Source organism: Bacillus sp. Brlt_9, from assembly GCF_051948935.1.
Lineage (GTDB): Bacteria > Bacillota > Bacilli > Bacillales > Bacillaceae_G > Bacillus_A.
Map to the genome: position 1 here is coordinate 86,171 of NZ_JAYJLO010000001.1, position 15,197 is coordinate 101,367.

At 37.0% G+C, this 15,197-nt stretch carries 17 protein-coding genes; 7 read left to right on the forward strand and 10 right to left on the reverse strand.

Going from position 1 to position 15,197, the window contains the following annotated elements:
- Nucleotides 1-29: 29 nt before the first annotated feature.
- From VF726_RS00445 to VF726_RS00455, 3 genes are all read right to left on the reverse strand, one after another.
- Nucleotides 30-923, reverse strand: coding sequence for a ClpXP adapter SpxH family protein (locus tag VF726_RS00445; protein WP_440165025.1), 894 nt, complete (start codon nt 921-923; stop codon nt 30-32).
- Entirely contained in the window at nt 923-1,321 is a 399-nt protein-coding gene (locus VF726_RS00450) for a globin domain-containing protein (RefSeq protein ID WP_440165027.1), read from the reverse strand. Before VF726_RS00450 ends, VF726_RS00445 begins: the two co-directional genes overlap by 1 nt.
- A 180-nt stretch (nt 1,322-1,501) precedes the next feature.
- Nucleotides 1,502-2,080 carry a CYTH domain-containing protein gene (locus VF726_RS00455; RefSeq protein WP_440165029.1) on the reverse strand — a complete coding sequence of 193 codons (579 nt, stop codon included), beginning with the start codon at nt 2,078-2,080 and terminating at the stop codon, nt 1,502-1,504.
- A gap of 144 nt (nt 2,081-2,224) precedes the next feature.
- Between VF726_RS00455 and VF726_RS00460 the strand changes: the two genes are divergently transcribed.
- The 4 genes from VF726_RS00460 to VF726_RS00475 are packed head-to-tail and all read left to right on the forward strand — an operon-like array spanning nt 2,225 to nt 4,990.
- Nucleotides 2,225-2,596: a hypothetical protein gene (locus tag VF726_RS00460; RefSeq protein WP_048553937.1), complete on the forward strand. Its 372-nt coding sequence runs from the start codon at nt 2,225-2,227 to the stop codon at nt 2,594-2,596.
- 30 nt (nt 2,597-2,626) lie between these two features.
- Entirely contained in the window at nt 2,627-3,265 is a 639-nt protein-coding gene (locus VF726_RS00465; protein ID WP_001081480.1) for a GTP pyrophosphokinase, read from the forward strand.
- Nucleotides 3,266-3,283: 18 nt separating this feature from the next.
- The gene (locus tag VF726_RS00470; RefSeq protein WP_071757027.1) at nt 3,284-4,081 is read left to right on the forward strand and encodes an NAD kinase; all 798 of its coding nucleotides are present in this window, start codon (nt 3,284-3,286) and stop codon (nt 4,079-4,081) included.
- A gap of 15 nt (nt 4,082-4,096) precedes the next feature.
- Nucleotides 4,097-4,990, forward strand: a complete 894-nt coding sequence (locus VF726_RS00475; protein ID WP_440165032.1) for an RluA family pseudouridine synthase — start codon at nt 4,097-4,099, stop codon at nt 4,988-4,990.
- Nucleotides 4,991-5,038: 48 nt separating this feature from the next.
- Here VF726_RS00475 and VF726_RS00480 read toward each other — a convergent pair whose 3' ends face one another.
- From VF726_RS00480 to VF726_RS00510, 7 genes are all read right to left on the reverse strand, one after another.
- Nucleotides 5,039-6,427, reverse strand: a complete 1,389-nt coding sequence (locus tag VF726_RS00480) for a peptidase G2 autoproteolytic cleavage domain-containing protein (RefSeq protein WP_440165034.1) — start codon at nt 6,425-6,427, stop codon at nt 5,039-5,041.
- 140 nt (nt 6,428-6,567) lie between these two features.
- On the reverse strand, nt 6,568-7,308 hold the full coding sequence (gene prpE / locus VF726_RS00485; RefSeq protein WP_144613550.1) for a bis(5'-nucleosyl)-tetraphosphatase PrpE: 741 nt from the start codon (nt 7,306-7,308) through the stop codon (nt 6,568-6,570).
- Between the two features lie 74 nt (nt 7,309-7,382).
- Entirely contained in the window at nt 7,383-8,543 is a 1,161-nt protein-coding gene (locus tag VF726_RS00490) for an FtsW/RodA/SpoVE family cell cycle protein (RefSeq protein ID WP_440165037.1), read from the reverse strand.
- A 146-nt stretch (nt 8,544-8,689) separates the two neighbouring features.
- On the reverse strand, nt 8,690-9,625 hold the full coding sequence (locus VF726_RS00495; RefSeq protein WP_440165039.1) for a glycosyltransferase family 2 protein: 936 nt from the start codon (nt 9,623-9,625) through the stop codon (nt 8,690-8,692).
- Between the two features lie 6 nt (nt 9,626-9,631).
- Nucleotides 9,632-10,390 carry a class I SAM-dependent methyltransferase gene (locus VF726_RS00500; protein WP_440165041.1) on the reverse strand — a complete coding sequence of 253 codons (759 nt, stop codon included), beginning with the start codon at nt 10,388-10,390 and terminating at the stop codon, nt 9,632-9,634.
- Between the two features lie 138 nt (nt 10,391-10,528).
- Nucleotides 10,529-11,374, reverse strand: a complete 846-nt coding sequence (locus tag VF726_RS00505) for a TylF/MycF family methyltransferase (protein ID WP_440165043.1) — start codon at nt 11,372-11,374, stop codon at nt 10,529-10,531.
- A gap of 122 nt (nt 11,375-11,496) precedes the next feature.
- Nucleotides 11,497-12,402, reverse strand: coding sequence for a BclA C-terminal domain-containing protein (locus VF726_RS00510; protein WP_440165045.1), 906 nt, complete (start codon nt 12,400-12,402; stop codon nt 11,497-11,499).
- A 165-nt stretch (nt 12,403-12,567) separates the two neighbouring features.
- Between VF726_RS00510 and VF726_RS00515 the strand changes: the two genes are divergently transcribed.
- From VF726_RS00515 to VF726_RS00525, 3 genes are all read left to right on the forward strand, one after another.
- Entirely contained in the window at nt 12,568-13,668 is a 1,101-nt protein-coding gene (locus VF726_RS00515; protein ID WP_440165047.1) for a glycosyltransferase, read from the forward strand.
- A gap of 151 nt (nt 13,669-13,819) precedes the next feature.
- Entirely contained in the window at nt 13,820-14,509 is a 690-nt protein-coding gene (locus VF726_RS00520; protein ID WP_242255568.1) for a class I SAM-dependent methyltransferase, read from the forward strand.
- Nucleotides 14,506-15,192: a glycosyltransferase family protein gene (locus tag VF726_RS00525; RefSeq protein WP_151631295.1), complete on the forward strand. Its 687-nt coding sequence runs from the start codon at nt 14,506-14,508 to the stop codon at nt 15,190-15,192. The genes VF726_RS00520 and VF726_RS00525 overlap by 4 nt, the downstream gene beginning before the upstream one ends.
- Nucleotides 15,193-15,197: the final 5 nt, after the last annotated feature.

Consider the following 15,197-nt stretch of genomic DNA (forward strand, 5'->3'; position numbering starts at 1 on the left):
TATAAGCCGTAAAGAAAAAGACCTGGTGTTTACACCAGGTCTTTTTCTTTTGCTATCCATTTCCAATAACGCTCACATTTTACGTCAATCATTTGTACTTTTCGTTTCAGTTGTAATTTTTTTAGTTCACGCTCGATCTCTTGTTGCGAGCAGTCATATATAAATGCTACTTCTTTTGAAGATATAAACTGTGTTGCTTCTAGTAACACTTCTAAAGGCGGTAATGGTTCTGGTTCAATTTCACATTTTACAAGTTCTTTTAATAATTGTACGTACACGTCATAGGAATACGTTCCAGCGATTTTAATACCTTCTTCATCTGAATTCGCATGAAAAAATACGAGAGAAGGTATTTCTGTAATATGCATCTCATTTGTGAATTTCAAGTCACATTGGAAAGCCTTTTTTGCGCTAGCGGAATATAGGTCTTTTTTAAATTCTTCTACATCAATACCGCTATCTTTTGCGCATGCAAGTAATAATTCGCAGTCAGGATTTGATACATTTTCAAGGAAAATGTATTCTTGGAGTTTTCGCAAAAATTTCGAACCTGCTTTTCGGCCTTGCAACTCCGCTGCCTTAATTGCCATCGAAACTAAATATGGTGTTGACGATGCCTCTTGCATATGTACTTTTCCATCACATGAAAACCCTTGTAAACTTGTTGTCTTTTCCCACACAAATCGAATATTAGCAGGTTTATTCCATTTGTGTGAGGAAGCGTTCGTTCCGTCCACTTTTCCTGTTACGATATGACGAATAGAGAAGTATTTTCCGTATTCCAGCCATAGTTTAATAATAAAAGGTTCAATTTCCCAGCAATCTTTACAAAGTGGATCAATAAATAAATATGCTTCTACAGACTTATGCTCACATGCGGAAGGAGATGGCATATTGATATGCTTTGCTTCCTGTTTATCCATTATATTTCACCTGTTTCGTTTGGAGTATTAACCATATGCTGAGCAGTTAATGCTAAACGTTCAAAAACGAACTCTCTTATATGACCGTGTACTCCTGTGTCATCCATTGCTTGCTCCATACATGATAGCCAAGCCTCTGCTCGTTTTGGTGTAATCTCAAACGGGAGATGGCGTGCTCTTAACATAGGATGACCATGTTCTTCAGTGTACAAATTAGGACCACCTAAATATTGTGTTAAAAATTGTTTCTGCTTCCTAGCGGTTTCTGTTAAATCATCCGGGAAGATGGGAGATAGGTCAGGGTGCTTCCTGACATAGGAATAAAATGTATCTACTAATATTGCAATGCATTGTTCACCGCCAATTGCTTCAAATGGTGTCATCGGTTGCTTGCTCATCCTTTATAAACTCCTTTTTCCATGAAATGTATATCTATTGTAGCAATGGAATGTTAGGGAGGGCAAATAAATAGCCTTCATAACGCCCTTTGCTTCTTCTACAGATGTAAATGAAACTTTTCCTTTTAAAAAGTGAGATGTATCCACTAGTAGAACGTATTCACTAGTGGAATTTTCACTTTAGCGTGCTTTGTTTTGTTTGGCAAGGAAAAAGCGTTTTACTTTATTATTTGTATGACGGATTGGTATGTCGTATTGCTTTAATAAATGCATAAATGCAGCTTTGCCTGTTTTTTCATCTTGCACTTCAAATTCAATTTCATAATCATCGTGATTGTAATAGAAACTATGGTCAAAGACAAGCGTTCCGCCTTCAAATAACGTTTCGGCTCTTTCAGTTGTTAAACTACCCATATAAGTTAAAGCAGAAACAGGAATTTGTAATTTGTGTAGTTGATCCATTACAGCCCCTTGAATGATTACGTTTGTTTCCATCATCATTTTTGCTTCGTCTTCTGTTACGACTTGATGTGTTTCTAACAAGCCGACTTCTGCAGGTTGTTTCAATGTTAATGTATAAGTTTCTCCTTTATGACGAATACGAAGTGCAGAGCCAGCTTCTTTTAACGAGAAGTTCGGTGTTTCAAAGTAATGATTCACCTGTTTCGTAAATACTTCAATAGAGAATGATTTACATAATGTACCGAATTCTTCTTCTGTAACAATATTTTTAAATTCAATTTCAATTTCTTGTGTCATTGTATGCGCTCCTTTTGAAAAATAATTCTTTACACATTATCGCTTTTTCACAAATTTGGTTCAATGTTTTATTTGTTTGCGTCCATGTTATGATACAATAATACTGTTAAGTAAGACAGGAAGTTGAGATGGAGGAGTTAGAGCATGCAAAATAAAATCCAAGTTAAGAGCGTAGAAAAGAGAGAGAATGCTCTTATTTTTTGTGCGGAAAATAGTGAAATAGCGGTAAAGGAGTTAAGTGCACGTAATCACGTACTTGTAGACTCAGACAATTTATCATTTTTATATATCTTAGAAAACGAATCTTCTTTCATTTATGTAAGTATTCCGCACACATGCTGGGAAGCAATGCATGAAGCGATGAATAACGATGTGGTTATGTTCGTTCGCGTGAATGACATTGAAATGGAATTAGAAGGATTAAAAGAAGAAGTAGAATATTTAGTTGAAAATATTGAAGGTAATGCAAATTACGGAGAAGAACTAGTAACTGCTGTAGAAAAAGTATTTCTATAAGCAAATGGATTGATTTTGGTGGTGGTTGAAATGAATCGAAATTGGGAAGAATTTTTAGCACCTTACCACCAAGCGGTGGCAGAGCTGAAAGTGAAACTAAAAGGAATGCGTACTCAATTTGCAATGTTAACAGAGCATTCTCCAATTGAGTTTGTAACAGGAAGGGTAAAGTCGGTTGCAAGTATTATTGATAAAGCGGAGAAGAGAAATGTACCGCTAGACCGGCTAAGAGAAGATATGCAAGATATCGCAGGCCTTCGTATGATGTGTCAATTTGTTGATGAGATTAAGCCTGTTGTAGAATATCTTCGAAAACGAAATGACTTTGAAATTGTGGAAGAACGTGATTATGTCACGCAAAAGAAAGATAGTGGTTATCGTTCTTATCACGTTGTCATTAGCTACCCAGTTCAAACGATTCAGGGTGAAAAAAAAGTATTGGTAGAAATCCAAATACGCACGCTAGCAATGAACTTTTGGGCAACAATTGAGCATTCTTTAAATTATAAATATAGTGGACGTTTTCCTGAAGATATAAAAATACGCTTGCAACGTGCAGCGGAAGCAGCATTTTTATTAGATGAAGAAATGTCTTCTATCCGTCTTGAAATTCAAGAAGCGCAGAAAGCTTTTTCAAGAAAGCAAGAAACGAAAGATTCCGAATCATAAACTAAAGGGTGTTGGGCGATGAAATTTACAATTATGTCAAAGGGAGATCAATCATCAGATGCACTGGCAAGCACGATGAAAGAATACTTGCTAGATTTCGGATTTATAATGGATGAAAAGGAACCCGATATTGTAATTTCTGTTGGGGGAGATGGAACGCTTTTATATGCGTTTCATCGCTATAATAATCGATTGGCTGAAACGGCATTTGTTGGTGTACATACAGGTCATTTAGGTTTCTATGCAGATTGGTTACCGACAGAAGTAGAGAAATTAGTAATTGCAATTGCTAAAACACCATTCCAAGTGGTGGAATATCCGCTTTTAGAAGTGATAATTCGCTATGTGAATGGGAGTAAAGAGTCGCAGTATTTAGCGATGAATGAAGCGACTGTGAAAAGTGCAGAAGGTACATTAGTCACAGAAGTGGAAATACGCGGAGAGTACTTTGAAACGTTCCGTGGAGATGGCCTTTGTATTTCTACTCCTTCGGGAAGTACTGCGTATAATAAGGCGCTTGGCGGAGCAATTATTCACCCTTCTATTGAAGCGATTCAAATTGCAGAAATGGCATCTATTAATAACCGTGTGTTTCGTACGGTAGGTTCGCCGCTCGTACTACCGAAACATCATACATGTGTGTTGAAGCCAGCTGCAGGAATGAACTTACAAATTACGGTGGACCATTTAACGATGGTTCATCAAGATGTGAAATCAATTCAGTATCGCGTTGCAAACGAAAAAGTACGATTTGTTCGTTTCCGTCCATTCCCGTTCTGGAAACGAGTTCGTGACTCGTTTGTTGCAGATAAATAGAAAGGGTTTATATATTTGAACAGATTTACATTGAAATGGGATATAGAATCGGCCGAAGAGGGAACTTTAGTTAGAGAATTTTTAAAAACGAAAGGGATTTCTAAAGCCGCATTAACGGATATAAAGTTTCATGGCGGAGCTATTGAAGTAAATGGTCAACATGCGAGCGTTCGTCATCAGTTGCAAGCTGGTGAGGAAATACGTGTCTTTTTTCCAGTGGAGGAAAGAAGTGAAGGGATGATAGCAGAAGATATCCCTTTATGTATTGTATATGAAGATGATGCAGTTCTTGTCATAAACAAAGAGGCGAACATGTCAACGATTCCGTCTAGAGAACATCCGGCAGGAAGTGTTGCGAATGCGCTCTTATCTCATTATGATAAGCAGCATCTTGCAAGTACGGTGCACATCGTAACAAGGTTAGATCGTGATACTTCAGGGCTTATGCTTATTGCAAAAAATCGTTTCGTACATCATCTTTTATCGAAACAGCATCAACAAAAAGCTGTGAAAAGAACGTATGAAGCGCTCGTTCATGGTGAGATGATAGAACGAGAAGGAACGATTGACGCACCGATTGGACGAAAATCGGATAGTATTATTGAGCGAACCGTTTGTGAGGAGGGGCAAAGAGCAGTTACTCATTTTAGAGTGGTTGATAGCGCCAATCATAAGACGCATGTATCGCTCGAGCTTGATACAGGGAGAACGCACCAAATTCGTGTACATATGGCGCATATAGGACATCCGCTACTTGGCGATGATTTATATGGAGGAAAAAGGGATGAAATGAAACGACAAGCACTTCATAGTACATCCTTGACGTTTTATCATCCTATTTTAGAGAAAGAAATGTCTTTCACTACACCGATTCCAAACGATATGCAAGCGGTATTAAGACATACTTAAAAAGGGAACAAAATTCTTATGTGACGAAGAATTTTGTTCCCTTTTTTCTTAGCGGAATAATATTAAAATTTGGTTTTCACCCGTGCGCTTTATAACGAAAAAGCCACTTTCGGATTTGGTAGCAATGCCATCGTTATTTGGACGACAATATCCATGCGTTTCGCAAGTGCCGTCATCCCTTACTAACATTTGTCCAATTAATCCGACAGGAAGCCATTCGGTACGATCTTTTCTTGCTATATATTTGCAAGCTGGATCCCATTCTGTATTTAAAAGAGGTTGTATGTCTTGCGATTCCGTACGTACATATTGACGTTTTCCGAAGGTATCTGTTTTATAGCGTTTTTGCCAACTTAAAGCACCGCTATTTCCTATAAGAGCGGGGGTTGCACTAGATATACCTAAGATGAATGAATCGTTTGAAGTAGCGATTCGAATTTTTTCTTCATTACTAAATGTAACGAAATAACCTACATCAATAAGAGTATTGTCTGCTGTTTCAAACATTTGTGCAAAATCAGTTCCACTTGCATTGTAAGAAGCGCCATCAATATACATTTCGCCGTTATGAGCAAGCCACTTTGCACCGATATTATGGTCAGTTTCATTTGTGCCGTTTGCGATAAACCAAGAATAAGATTCTTCTGCTGTACCGAAGCGCCCCATAATATGGCTACCTGCAAAATGAGCCGTTGATGTATGATTACCTTCCGCGTGAGAAGAGAATCCGTTAGCAATAGTCGCGGTTCCTTCTGCATGTGCTGCTTCGCCTAAAGCGATTGTATGTTTACCTTCCGCATGAGAATAAGAGCCGCCTGCTGTCGTTTCACTTCCTTCACTATGGGAACTATGTCCAGTTGCTTTTGTTTTCGATCCTTCTGCATGAGAGAAAGAGGCTTTTGCGTGAGTAAGAAGCCCTTCTGCATGTGAAGCTGTACCCTCTGCGTGAGAGTGAAGCCCCTCTGCATAGGCATACCGTCCCTCTTTTTTTACTTTTGTATTTTCAGGTGTAGGGGTTTGAATTATGATCGTCTTTTCTGTTTGTATAGTATTGGACGGTGCTAATGCTTCTTTTATTTTCTTCACCTGATTGATAATAGCAGCTGGAATTTCTGCTTCCGCTTTTTTATTTATTGCTACAGGGATGTTTTCTTCTGTATTTTTCTCTATTTGCTCAGAAGGCACCATCTGTTCAGTGTGAGTAGAGAGAGGTTTATTTTTTTGCTGCATCTTTGTTTTTCTATTATTAATAATGCGGCTCATTACAGCATTTTCTAAAGAGACATATTTTGGTTTAGCTTTGTTTTTTGTGGAAGCCTCTTGTCCTTCCGGTGCTTCTAAAGCTGCAGCTCGAATGCTGCACCAGTTGTTAATTCCGTACATGGGTAGATAAAAAGGCGGGCATTTTCTTTTTTGTTTAGAAGATTTTTTCTTCATTCTGTCACCTCCTGCGACAGTATATGCCGTGTAATGAAAAAAAGATGCACTTTCGTGCATCTTTTTTTCATTACTTTACCTAGTTTTTTATGAGAGCCGCCTAAATGAAAAGATAATCCCTCGTACACTTTAAATAAGGGTTATGAAATTGGGCGGAATTTTTCAGGTACAAAAGGCAGGGAAGAAGGAACGGAAATGGTCTCCATTTCAGGATAACGTAGTCCGGTTAGTTTGCCACCAAATACAGCGCCAGTGTCAATATTAACTGTATGATTTACAAAGCGAGGTTCTTTTACGGGTGTATGTCCATATACAATCCAAGCTGTTCCTTTATATTCCTGCGCCCAGTCGCGACGGACAGGTGAGCCGTCAGCATGTTTTTCTCCTGTAATATCGCCATATAATACAAAAGTTTGTACTTTTTTATCTTGTCTTCCTATGTAATCTTGCCGAATTCCAGCGTGACAAACAATTAACTTTTTTTCATCGAGTACGTGATAGAAAGGGGATTGCTCGTAAAGTGTGATGAATTTTTCTTTTATCATGTTTTGTTTATGAGAAGGCAGTGCTTCATATTCAGCAACAGTTGTTTCGAGTCCATGAGCAATTGTCACGTTGCGCCCAAGGAAAAATCGGTATAGTTTATTACAGTGATTTCCCGGAGCGTAATAAGCTACTTTTTTATTTATGACAAGTTCCCACACAATTTCAATCATACGTAATGAATGAGGACCGCGATCTGTAATATCACCAACAAAAGCAAGCTTGCGTTGATCAGGATGAATCGGCAGGTCATTATTCCAGTTATATCCGAGTTTCATCGTTAAATCTTGAAACTCTTGGAAGCATCCATGAATATCTCCTATAATGTCATATTTCATATTTAAACCTCCATCATATTTTTCATTAGTATATCTAAAAAAGGATAGAGATAAAAATATATCGTTTCTATGCTTCAGTTAAACATAAAGGTTTTCGTCCTTGAGCGAACGTTTAAAACAAATCCAATCGCTATCATGTATGTGAGCAAGGAACTTCCTCCGTAGCTCATAAGGGGTAATGTGATTCCTGTAATAGGCAGTAATCCGATGGTCATCCCGATATTTTGAAATACTTGAAAAGTAAACATTCCAATTGTGCCCGCGCAGATGTAACTACCGAAAGGGTCATTACTTTCTAAAGCGATATGAATCATGCGGAAAATAAGTAGGAAAAAAAGTGCAATAATGACACTTGCGCCTAAAAAGCCGAATTGCTCAGCGACATTGGTGAAAATAAAATCTGTATGTGGTTCTGGAAAGTATACTTGTCCATTTTCCCAACCTTTTCCTTGCATTTCTCCTGATCCAGTAGCTAAGAAAGCTTGTCTTAATTGATAGCCTTGCGCATCATATTTGTATGGCGCTAACCAGCCGTAGAAGCGATTGAGTTGGTATTCTTGTAAAATGTGTGCTTTAAAGAATTTTGTATGCGTAAAAAAAATATACGTTAATGTAACGCCAGCTGCAGAAATACCGGAAACTAATCCGAAAATAAACCGCCAGCGTATACCAGAAACTAGTATCATCGCTGCGAGCATAGCTGAAATTACCATCGTGTTTCCTAAATCAGGTTCCTTTGCAATAAGGAGCAGGGGTGGCAAACTTGTTGCGCATATTTTTCCGAGTAATAAAAAATCAGCGTGTATTGTTCTGTAAAAATATTTCTCATTGTGATTTGCAATAATTCGTCCGGTGACGATAATTAAAAACAATTTCATAATTTCAGAAGGCTGGAAATTTCCGATGCCTGGGAGCCTGTACCAAGCGGTAGCGCCTTTTATTGTAACGGCACCTGGTACTTGAAATTCCAGTCCAATCAGTAATATCAATGCAAAGCTATATAAATACCAAGCAATTTTTTGATAACGATCGAAATCAATAATCATAATCATACCAATAGCTATAAATCCAATGAAGTACCATTGGATTTGCTTTAATACAAAATTTACATTTTGCAAAAATGGTGGTAAAGAGGCTTGTGCACTTGCAATTGCAAAGCAACTAACAGTCCCAATGGCAAATAAGATGAATAGTAATACGTAGTCTATTTGATATTGAGAATTTGGATCTTTCAATGTATGTATTCCTTTCTATCGCCTAGTAAGTATATGGATCATGTCATGATAAAAATAATATACAAGCAGACTATGCATACATTTATTCCACTATTTGTGGGAAGTCATACATCACACGGAAGGAATAGTACCTACCGTGTGATGGACTATATTTCCCGAAGTTCTTTTGTAATAATATTTAAACAATAAGAAAGTCGTGCATGTGTATTTTTATCTGGAATGAGGTTTGGAAATAAATCGTAAAATTTGGTCGCATTTTTATACCATCCGTAAGCTCTTATCAACCCTTTTTTATAATACTTGGCGTCTTGTAAGAAACCATACCTTTTCGAGGTTAAAACGAGCTGAGAAAAATCTTCGCAGCCCTCAAGGAATTTGTGACGTACTTGCTGTCCAGTATGAAGGCGGAATGAACTTAAGGGCTCAGTTATATACATTGCATCACCTTTTGAAAGTAAACTTATCCAAGAGGCCATATCGACACTACAACCATATTTTCTGCCATTTAAAGTGCCGAAAGGTTCCGTTAATAGGCTTTTTCTAAAGAGTACGATTGTAGGCTCGCCGATAATATTTTGTCCTGCCATAAGCATACGGTTTCCAAAATCTTTCCCATTTAGTAGCGTATCTTCCTCATATAATTTTTTCATCGAGGGATGTTGTTCCATTATATCTCCATTATCATCAATCCAAGTACGATAGGATGTGATAAGCGCTAGATTTTTATTTAAGTCTTGTTGGAAATGAAACATCATTTTTTCGATTTTATTATTATAAAATATATCATCGTCCATTAAGAAATTTATGTACTCCCCATTTGACTGTTCTAAGAGCATAAGGGCATTATGAAATTGTCCTAGAGTAGAAGCATTTCGAATGTACGTTATATTTTTATGTTTATGTAAATAATGTCTGTATATTAATTTTTCTGTTTCATTATTTGTGCTATCGTCTCCTACAATAATTTCAATATTTGAATATGTTTGTGCTAATGCACTTTCTAGAGCAATTTTGAAATAATGTGGTCGGTTATAGGTGGGAATAAGGATGGAAACGAGCGGCGGATTTTTTATATTATTCATATATAACTACCTTTCAGAAATTTTTTGTGTAAGAATAATATCTTGGTAACTTGTGTGTTCAGTTCTGCTACACCATGAACCGTAATGGGGGGGAGTCTGTACTTCTAGCCCATACTTATTTAATAGAGTACGAATATCTTCCTCAGGATAGGCAACTGCGAAGTTTGGGATATCTTTATTTAGAACATAACAATTGTCAATTTGATGATAAAAACCTAACGTACTTAGTCCTGCATTTAAGTAATAGGATGATTCAGGATTAATTAAAAAGAAAGTAATAAAACATCTCCCATCTGTTTTCAGAACTCGTGCAATCTCACGTACGTAATGTTCTAATTCTTTCGGAAGGAGATGGGTAAATACAGACGTTAAAAAAATAAAATCGAATGATTCATCTTCATATGGAAACTTGTATTGGGAAGCATCTTCTTTTCCATATGGATTGTAGAATTGATTATATATATCGACATGTTCAAAATGGAAATTGTTACGGCGTGTTGAAATGTTATTTTTGCACCATGCAATTCCTTCGTTGAATAAGTCAAATCCATAATAAGTGCCATCATCGCTTAAATAGTTCATTAATGGAACCGCCATTCGGCCAATGCCGCAGCCTACATCCAACACTGTTTCATTTGATTTTAAATTGCCAATTTCAATAAAATACTGCATAAACTCTTTTCCAACTTCTTCAAAATTACCACCTACATATTGAACGAGTTCTGGGGGTGGAATTAATGTGATTTTTTTCTCATTTTCGTTCATACATTCACTCCGTCCTTGTAGTAAAGTAGGGGATTTCTCTTGTATATAAGTTAATCATTTATAGTGAGGGGAACTTTACACAATTAGTTTTTATAAATAATTAGTGTAATAGGACCCCTCAAAAAATAAAGTTATATTCTATTCTTTTCGCCAATAAATACCGAAATCATCAATTTTAGTAATAGGGGATTGTAAGTTTCTTTCCTTTCTGAAATCAGTTACAGCCTCTGCGCATGTTACTAATCCGTAATCATCAATAATAATATAGCCACCTGTTGAAACTTTATCGTATAAGTTTACAAGACTATCCATCGTTGATTCATACATATCACCATCAAGGCGAGCAATTGCAATTTTTTCTACTGGTGCTGAAGGTAATGTATCTTTAAACCAACCCTTTAAAAATTTTACTTGATCATTTAATAAATCGTATTTTCTAAAGTTTTCTTGCACTGTTTCTAAAGAAACTCGTAAGTAATCGAATGTGTGTAAATAATCACCGTAATCTTTCGGGTATTGTTCTAAGTTAGGTGCTGGCAAACCTTCAAACGAATCAGCAACCCACACAGTACGATCTGTAATATTGTTTGCCTGTAAAAAACCATTCATAAAAATGCAAGATCCTCCGCGCCATACACCAGTTTCAATAAAATCACCTTCTATATTTTCACGGACAACAGTTTCCATAGCCTCATGTAATTGATTCATACGTTTGCGGCCAACCATACTGTGTGCTGCTCTTGGCCAATCCTTACCACCTTGACGCTCACTTTTTGAAACGTTAGGATCAACGATTTTTAAATTGTGATTTTCTACGTACTGCTTAAGAAATAAAGGAAGCGGAACTGTAACTGGTTCATATGATAGCTCTTTAGATATATGTAACGAAGCAGGTAAGTACGGTTCGTATTCTAACCATATTTCAAATAAAATTGTTTTCTTTAATAATTCAAGATAAAGCTGAACAGCAGATTTATTTTCCATATAAGTGCCTCCTGCGGAATGTCATACAACATTATGACTATGTAGAAAAGAAAGATTTAATGATTGAATTTACAAATGAAAAAGCAGTAAGACTGATATCAGTCTTACTGCTAAGTACAAAATTAAGCGATTTTCTCAATAATAATTGATGCACTTGTACCAAGAGCTAGTGATAATCCAATTCCTGTAACAACTGCTTCAACGAGTGATGGTGTTGTCGTAATTTGTGTAATGGCTTGAATAACGATAGGAGCTCCAAGTGAAATTAAACTTGTGCCCGCACCCGGTACTGTCACGCCATTAACTTGAATTGCAAGACTTCCTAATAAACTTACTGCCGCTGTATAAGCAATAACAGTAATTTTATAGAACCCAGTTTCACTAATTACGAAAGTATCGGCATCCATTTGAGAAATTGCTGTACCAAACTGAGATCCAACAGTATTAAATGGTACTGGATCATTAATTCCAAGAGCTAAAGAAACTGTAGCTGAGTTAAAGGCATACAATCCTGCTGGGAGTCCTAATCCAGATGGTCCAGTCGGCCCAGATGGTCCAGTCGGCCCAGTCGGCCCAGTCGGCCCAGTCGGCCCAGTCGGTCCAGTAGCACCAGTGTCGCCAGTTGGCCCAGTCGGTCCAGTAGCACCAGTGTCGCCAGTTGGCCCAGTCGGTCCAGTAGCGCCAGTGTCGCCAGTTGGCCCAGTCGGTCCAGTAGCACCAGTGTCGCCAGTTGGCCCAGTCGGTCCAGTAGCGCCAGTGTCACCAGTTGGCCCAGTCGGTCCAGTAGCACCAGTGTCGCCAGTTGGCCCAGTTGGTCCAGTTGGCCCAGTTGGCCCAGTTGGCCCAGTCGGCCCAGTCGGTACAGTTGGCCCAGTTGGCCCAGTCGGTCCAGTCGGTCCAGTCGGCCCGGTAGGAAGGGTAAACGGTGGTATTGGTGGTAATGTTGGTCCTACAAGATTAGGGTCAAATGCACTAGCTGATAAAGATTCATCGGGATTTAATCCATCTGAATAATTATTATTTGACATAAATTCACCTCCATAAAGCGTTCATTATATAGTAGATGCAAAACCAGAAGAAAATGACACGGACATTTGAATTATTGAAAAGAAATCTTAAACTGCTTGTGCAAGTTAAAAAAGTGGAAAGTTTATTGTATGTATAACATATGATTGATTTGGAAGAGGGTGATTATGTTGACCAAGCAAGGAATTACAATTAGTTTATGTATGATTGTTCGAGATGAGGAAAATACAATTGGTCGATGTTTAGATGCAGTAGAAAAAATTGTTGATGAAATTATTATAGTTGATACAGGTTCCATTGATCGAACGAAAGAAATTGTAGCTCAATATACCTCTAACATATATGACTTTCCATGGATTAATGATTTTGCGGCAGCTAGAAATTTTTCTTTTTCGAAAGCAACGCAACAATATATATTATGGCTAGATGCCGATGATGTGTTATTAGAAGATGCGCAGGAGGCATTGAATCTATTAAAAAGAGAGTTAGATCCTAATGTTGATGCTGTTTCGATGCCTTATCATCTTGTAATGGATTCTAACGGGAAACCGTTATATTGTACAAAAAGATATCGGCTTGTAAAGCGTGAAAAACAATTTCAATGGTTTGGAAAAGTACATGAGTATTTAGCTATTTTTGGTGAGATTTTTAATAGTAATGTTGCGATTACACATAAGAAAGAAAAGCAAGTAACGAACCGTAATTTGAAAATTTTTCAAGATGCTGTAGCAGCTGGGGAAGAATTGAGTCCGAGAGATTTGTTTTATTACGCGAATGAATCTATGGATAATCAAAAATATGATGATGCAGTTCTATTATATGAAGCATTTCTTAATCAAGACGAAGGTTGGTATGAAGAGAAAATTTATGCATGTGGTAAATTAGGAGATTGCTATGCAAAGATTGGAATGTGGGAAAAGGCAGTTGAATCGTGTGTAAAGTCATTTCGGTATGATCTCCCTAGAGGAGAGAATTGTACAAGAATAGGATATATATATATGGAACAAGAAAAATACAATGAAGCAATTTTTTGGTTTAAACTTGCAACAGAAGTGACAATGGCAACAGAGAGTCCTTTTCATAGTCCAGCTAGTTACACATGGATTCCTTATTTACAAATGTGTATTTGTTATAGCAAGTTAGGAGAACAAGATAAAGCTTATTATTACAATGAATTGGCAGCTTCTTATGTTCCGAATAATGCTGCAATTGAATATAACCGCAAATATTTTCGAAGTGTTTTTGATAAACAATATAAATCGTTATAGGTTGCGTTTTTTAGAAATGATTTATCATGATTCTAACTCTAATAGATTGGCTATATAGTAAAGTATCGGCAATATAACTCGTGTTGGTTACATCTATAGACTTCATATGAGGTTTATATTTCAAATTCAATTTGCATAAGGAGTGTGTGAAATGAATTCCCCAAAAAATTCTTTATATGAAGAAAAGTCTGGACATTATTATAATGCTGTGAATCCGAATTTATTAAAGCATATAAAAAAAGAATGGAAAGAAGTTCTTGATATCGGTTGTTCAAGTGGTGCATTAGGAGCTGTCATAAAAGAAAATGGCACACGTGTATCAGGAATTGAGGCATTCCCAGAGGCGGCAGAACAAGCAAAAGAAAAGCTAGATCATGTTGTTTTAGGCGATATTGAAACAATGGATATGCCGTATGAGGAGGAGCAATTTGATTGCGTTATATTTGGTGACGTATTAGAGCATTTATTTGATCCATGGGCTGTAATAGAAAAAGTAAAACCATATATAAAGCAAAATGGTGTAATTTTGGCTAGTATACCGAACGTTTCGCACATTTCAGTATTAGCCCCTTTACTCGCTGGAAATTGGACGTATACAGAATATGGTTTATTAGATAAAACACATATTCGCTTCTTTACATTTAATGAAATGCTACGAATGTTTTTAAAAGCAGGTTATTCGATTAGTAAAGTAGATCGTGTATATGTTGATCATAAAATGTATGAACCGCTTATTGAGGAATTATATGGAATTTGTAAAAAATATCGTCTTGGAAGTGGCTTCATGGCTGAGACGGTTGTATTTCAATATATTATTGAAGCAGAAAAGTCACAATTATGAGTGAGGCAGATAAAACAATATTATTTGTTACGTGTATAAATGATCGGAAATTGTATGCACAATGTGCGCGACATATATTACAATTGCCAGTTCCTCCCGGATACACGGTACAGTTTATGCCGATTCGGAATGCAAAAAGTATGACGAGCGGATATAATCAAGCAATTTCGCATCCAGCAAAATATAAAGTGTATATACATCAAGATGTTTTCATTGTAAATGTAGGATTTTTATATGGATTACTGCAATTGTTTCAAGAACATGAACATCTTGGAATGATTGGTATGGTTGGAGCCCAATATGTTCCTCCAAATGGAATATGGAATGTGGGCAGAGGAGTTGTTGGAAAAGTAATTGGTTATATGAATGATTTATTTTATATGGCTAGTCAAGAAAAGCCGTATCATGACTCAAAAACATTTATGCCCGTTGAATGTATTGACGGATTATTAATGGCAACGCAATACGATATTCCGTGGCGAGAAGATTTGTTTGATGGGTTTGATTATTATGATGTGTCTCAATCATTTGAATTTAGAAAAGCAGGTTATACAGTTGGGGTTCCTGTACAGCGTGATGCTTGGTGCATTCACTATCATATTGATGTGAATATGACCAACTATGATAAGTATAGAAAGATATTTGTGGAGCACTATATGTCAGATGTAAATCAAGACGAATAGAGGGG

Bases quoted from the DNA above. Each gene is read 5' to 3' on its own strand.
- prpE (WP_144613550.1), bottom strand. From the start codon at position 7,308: ATGAAATATGACATTATAGGAGATATTCATGGATGCTTCCAAGAGTTT.
- VF726_RS00470 (WP_071757027.1), top strand. From the start codon at position 3,284: ATGAAATTTACAATTATGTCAAAGGGAGATCAATCATCAGATGCACTG.
- VF726_RS00480 (WP_440165034.1), bottom strand. From the start codon at position 6,427: ATGAAGAAAAAATCTTCTAAACAAAAAAGAAAATGCCCGCCTTTTTAT.
- VF726_RS00515 (WP_440165047.1), top strand. From the start codon at position 12,568: ATGTTGACCAAGCAAGGAATTACAATTAGTTTATGTATGATTGTTCGA.
- VF726_RS00510 (WP_440165045.1), bottom strand. From the start codon at position 12,402: ATGTCAAATAATAATTATTCAGATGGATTAAATCCCGATGAATCTTTA.
- VF726_RS00450 (WP_440165027.1), bottom strand. From the start codon at position 1,321: ATGAGCAAGCAACCGATGACACCATTTGAAGCAATTGGCGGTGAACAA.
- VF726_RS00525 (WP_151631295.1), top strand. From the start codon at position 14,506: ATGAGTGAGGCAGATAAAACAATATTATTTGTTACGTGTATAAATGAT.
- VF726_RS00500 (WP_440165041.1), bottom strand. From the start codon at position 10,390: ATGAACGAAAATGAGAAAAAAATCACATTAATTCCACCCCCAGAACTC.
- VF726_RS00495 (WP_440165039.1), bottom strand. From the start codon at position 9,625: ATGAATAATATAAAAAATCCGCCGCTCGTTTCCATCCTTATTCCCACC.
- VF726_RS00455 (WP_440165029.1), bottom strand. From the start codon at position 2,080: ATGACACAAGAAATTGAAATTGAATTTAAAAATATTGTTACAGAAGAA.
- VF726_RS00445 (WP_440165025.1), bottom strand. From the start codon at position 923: ATGGATAAACAGGAAGCAAAGCATATCAATATGCCATCTCCTTCCGCA.
- VF726_RS00520 (WP_242255568.1), top strand. From the start codon at position 13,820: ATGAATTCCCCAAAAAATTCTTTATATGAAGAAAAGTCTGGACATTAT.
- VF726_RS00460 (WP_048553937.1), top strand. From the start codon at position 2,225: ATGCAAAATAAAATCCAAGTTAAGAGCGTAGAAAAGAGAGAGAATGCT.
- VF726_RS00465 (WP_001081480.1), top strand. From the start codon at position 2,627: ATGAATCGAAATTGGGAAGAATTTTTAGCACCTTACCACCAAGCGGTG.
- VF726_RS00505 (WP_440165043.1), bottom strand. From the start codon at position 11,374: ATGGAAAATAAATCTGCTGTTCAGCTTTATCTTGAATTATTAAAGAAA.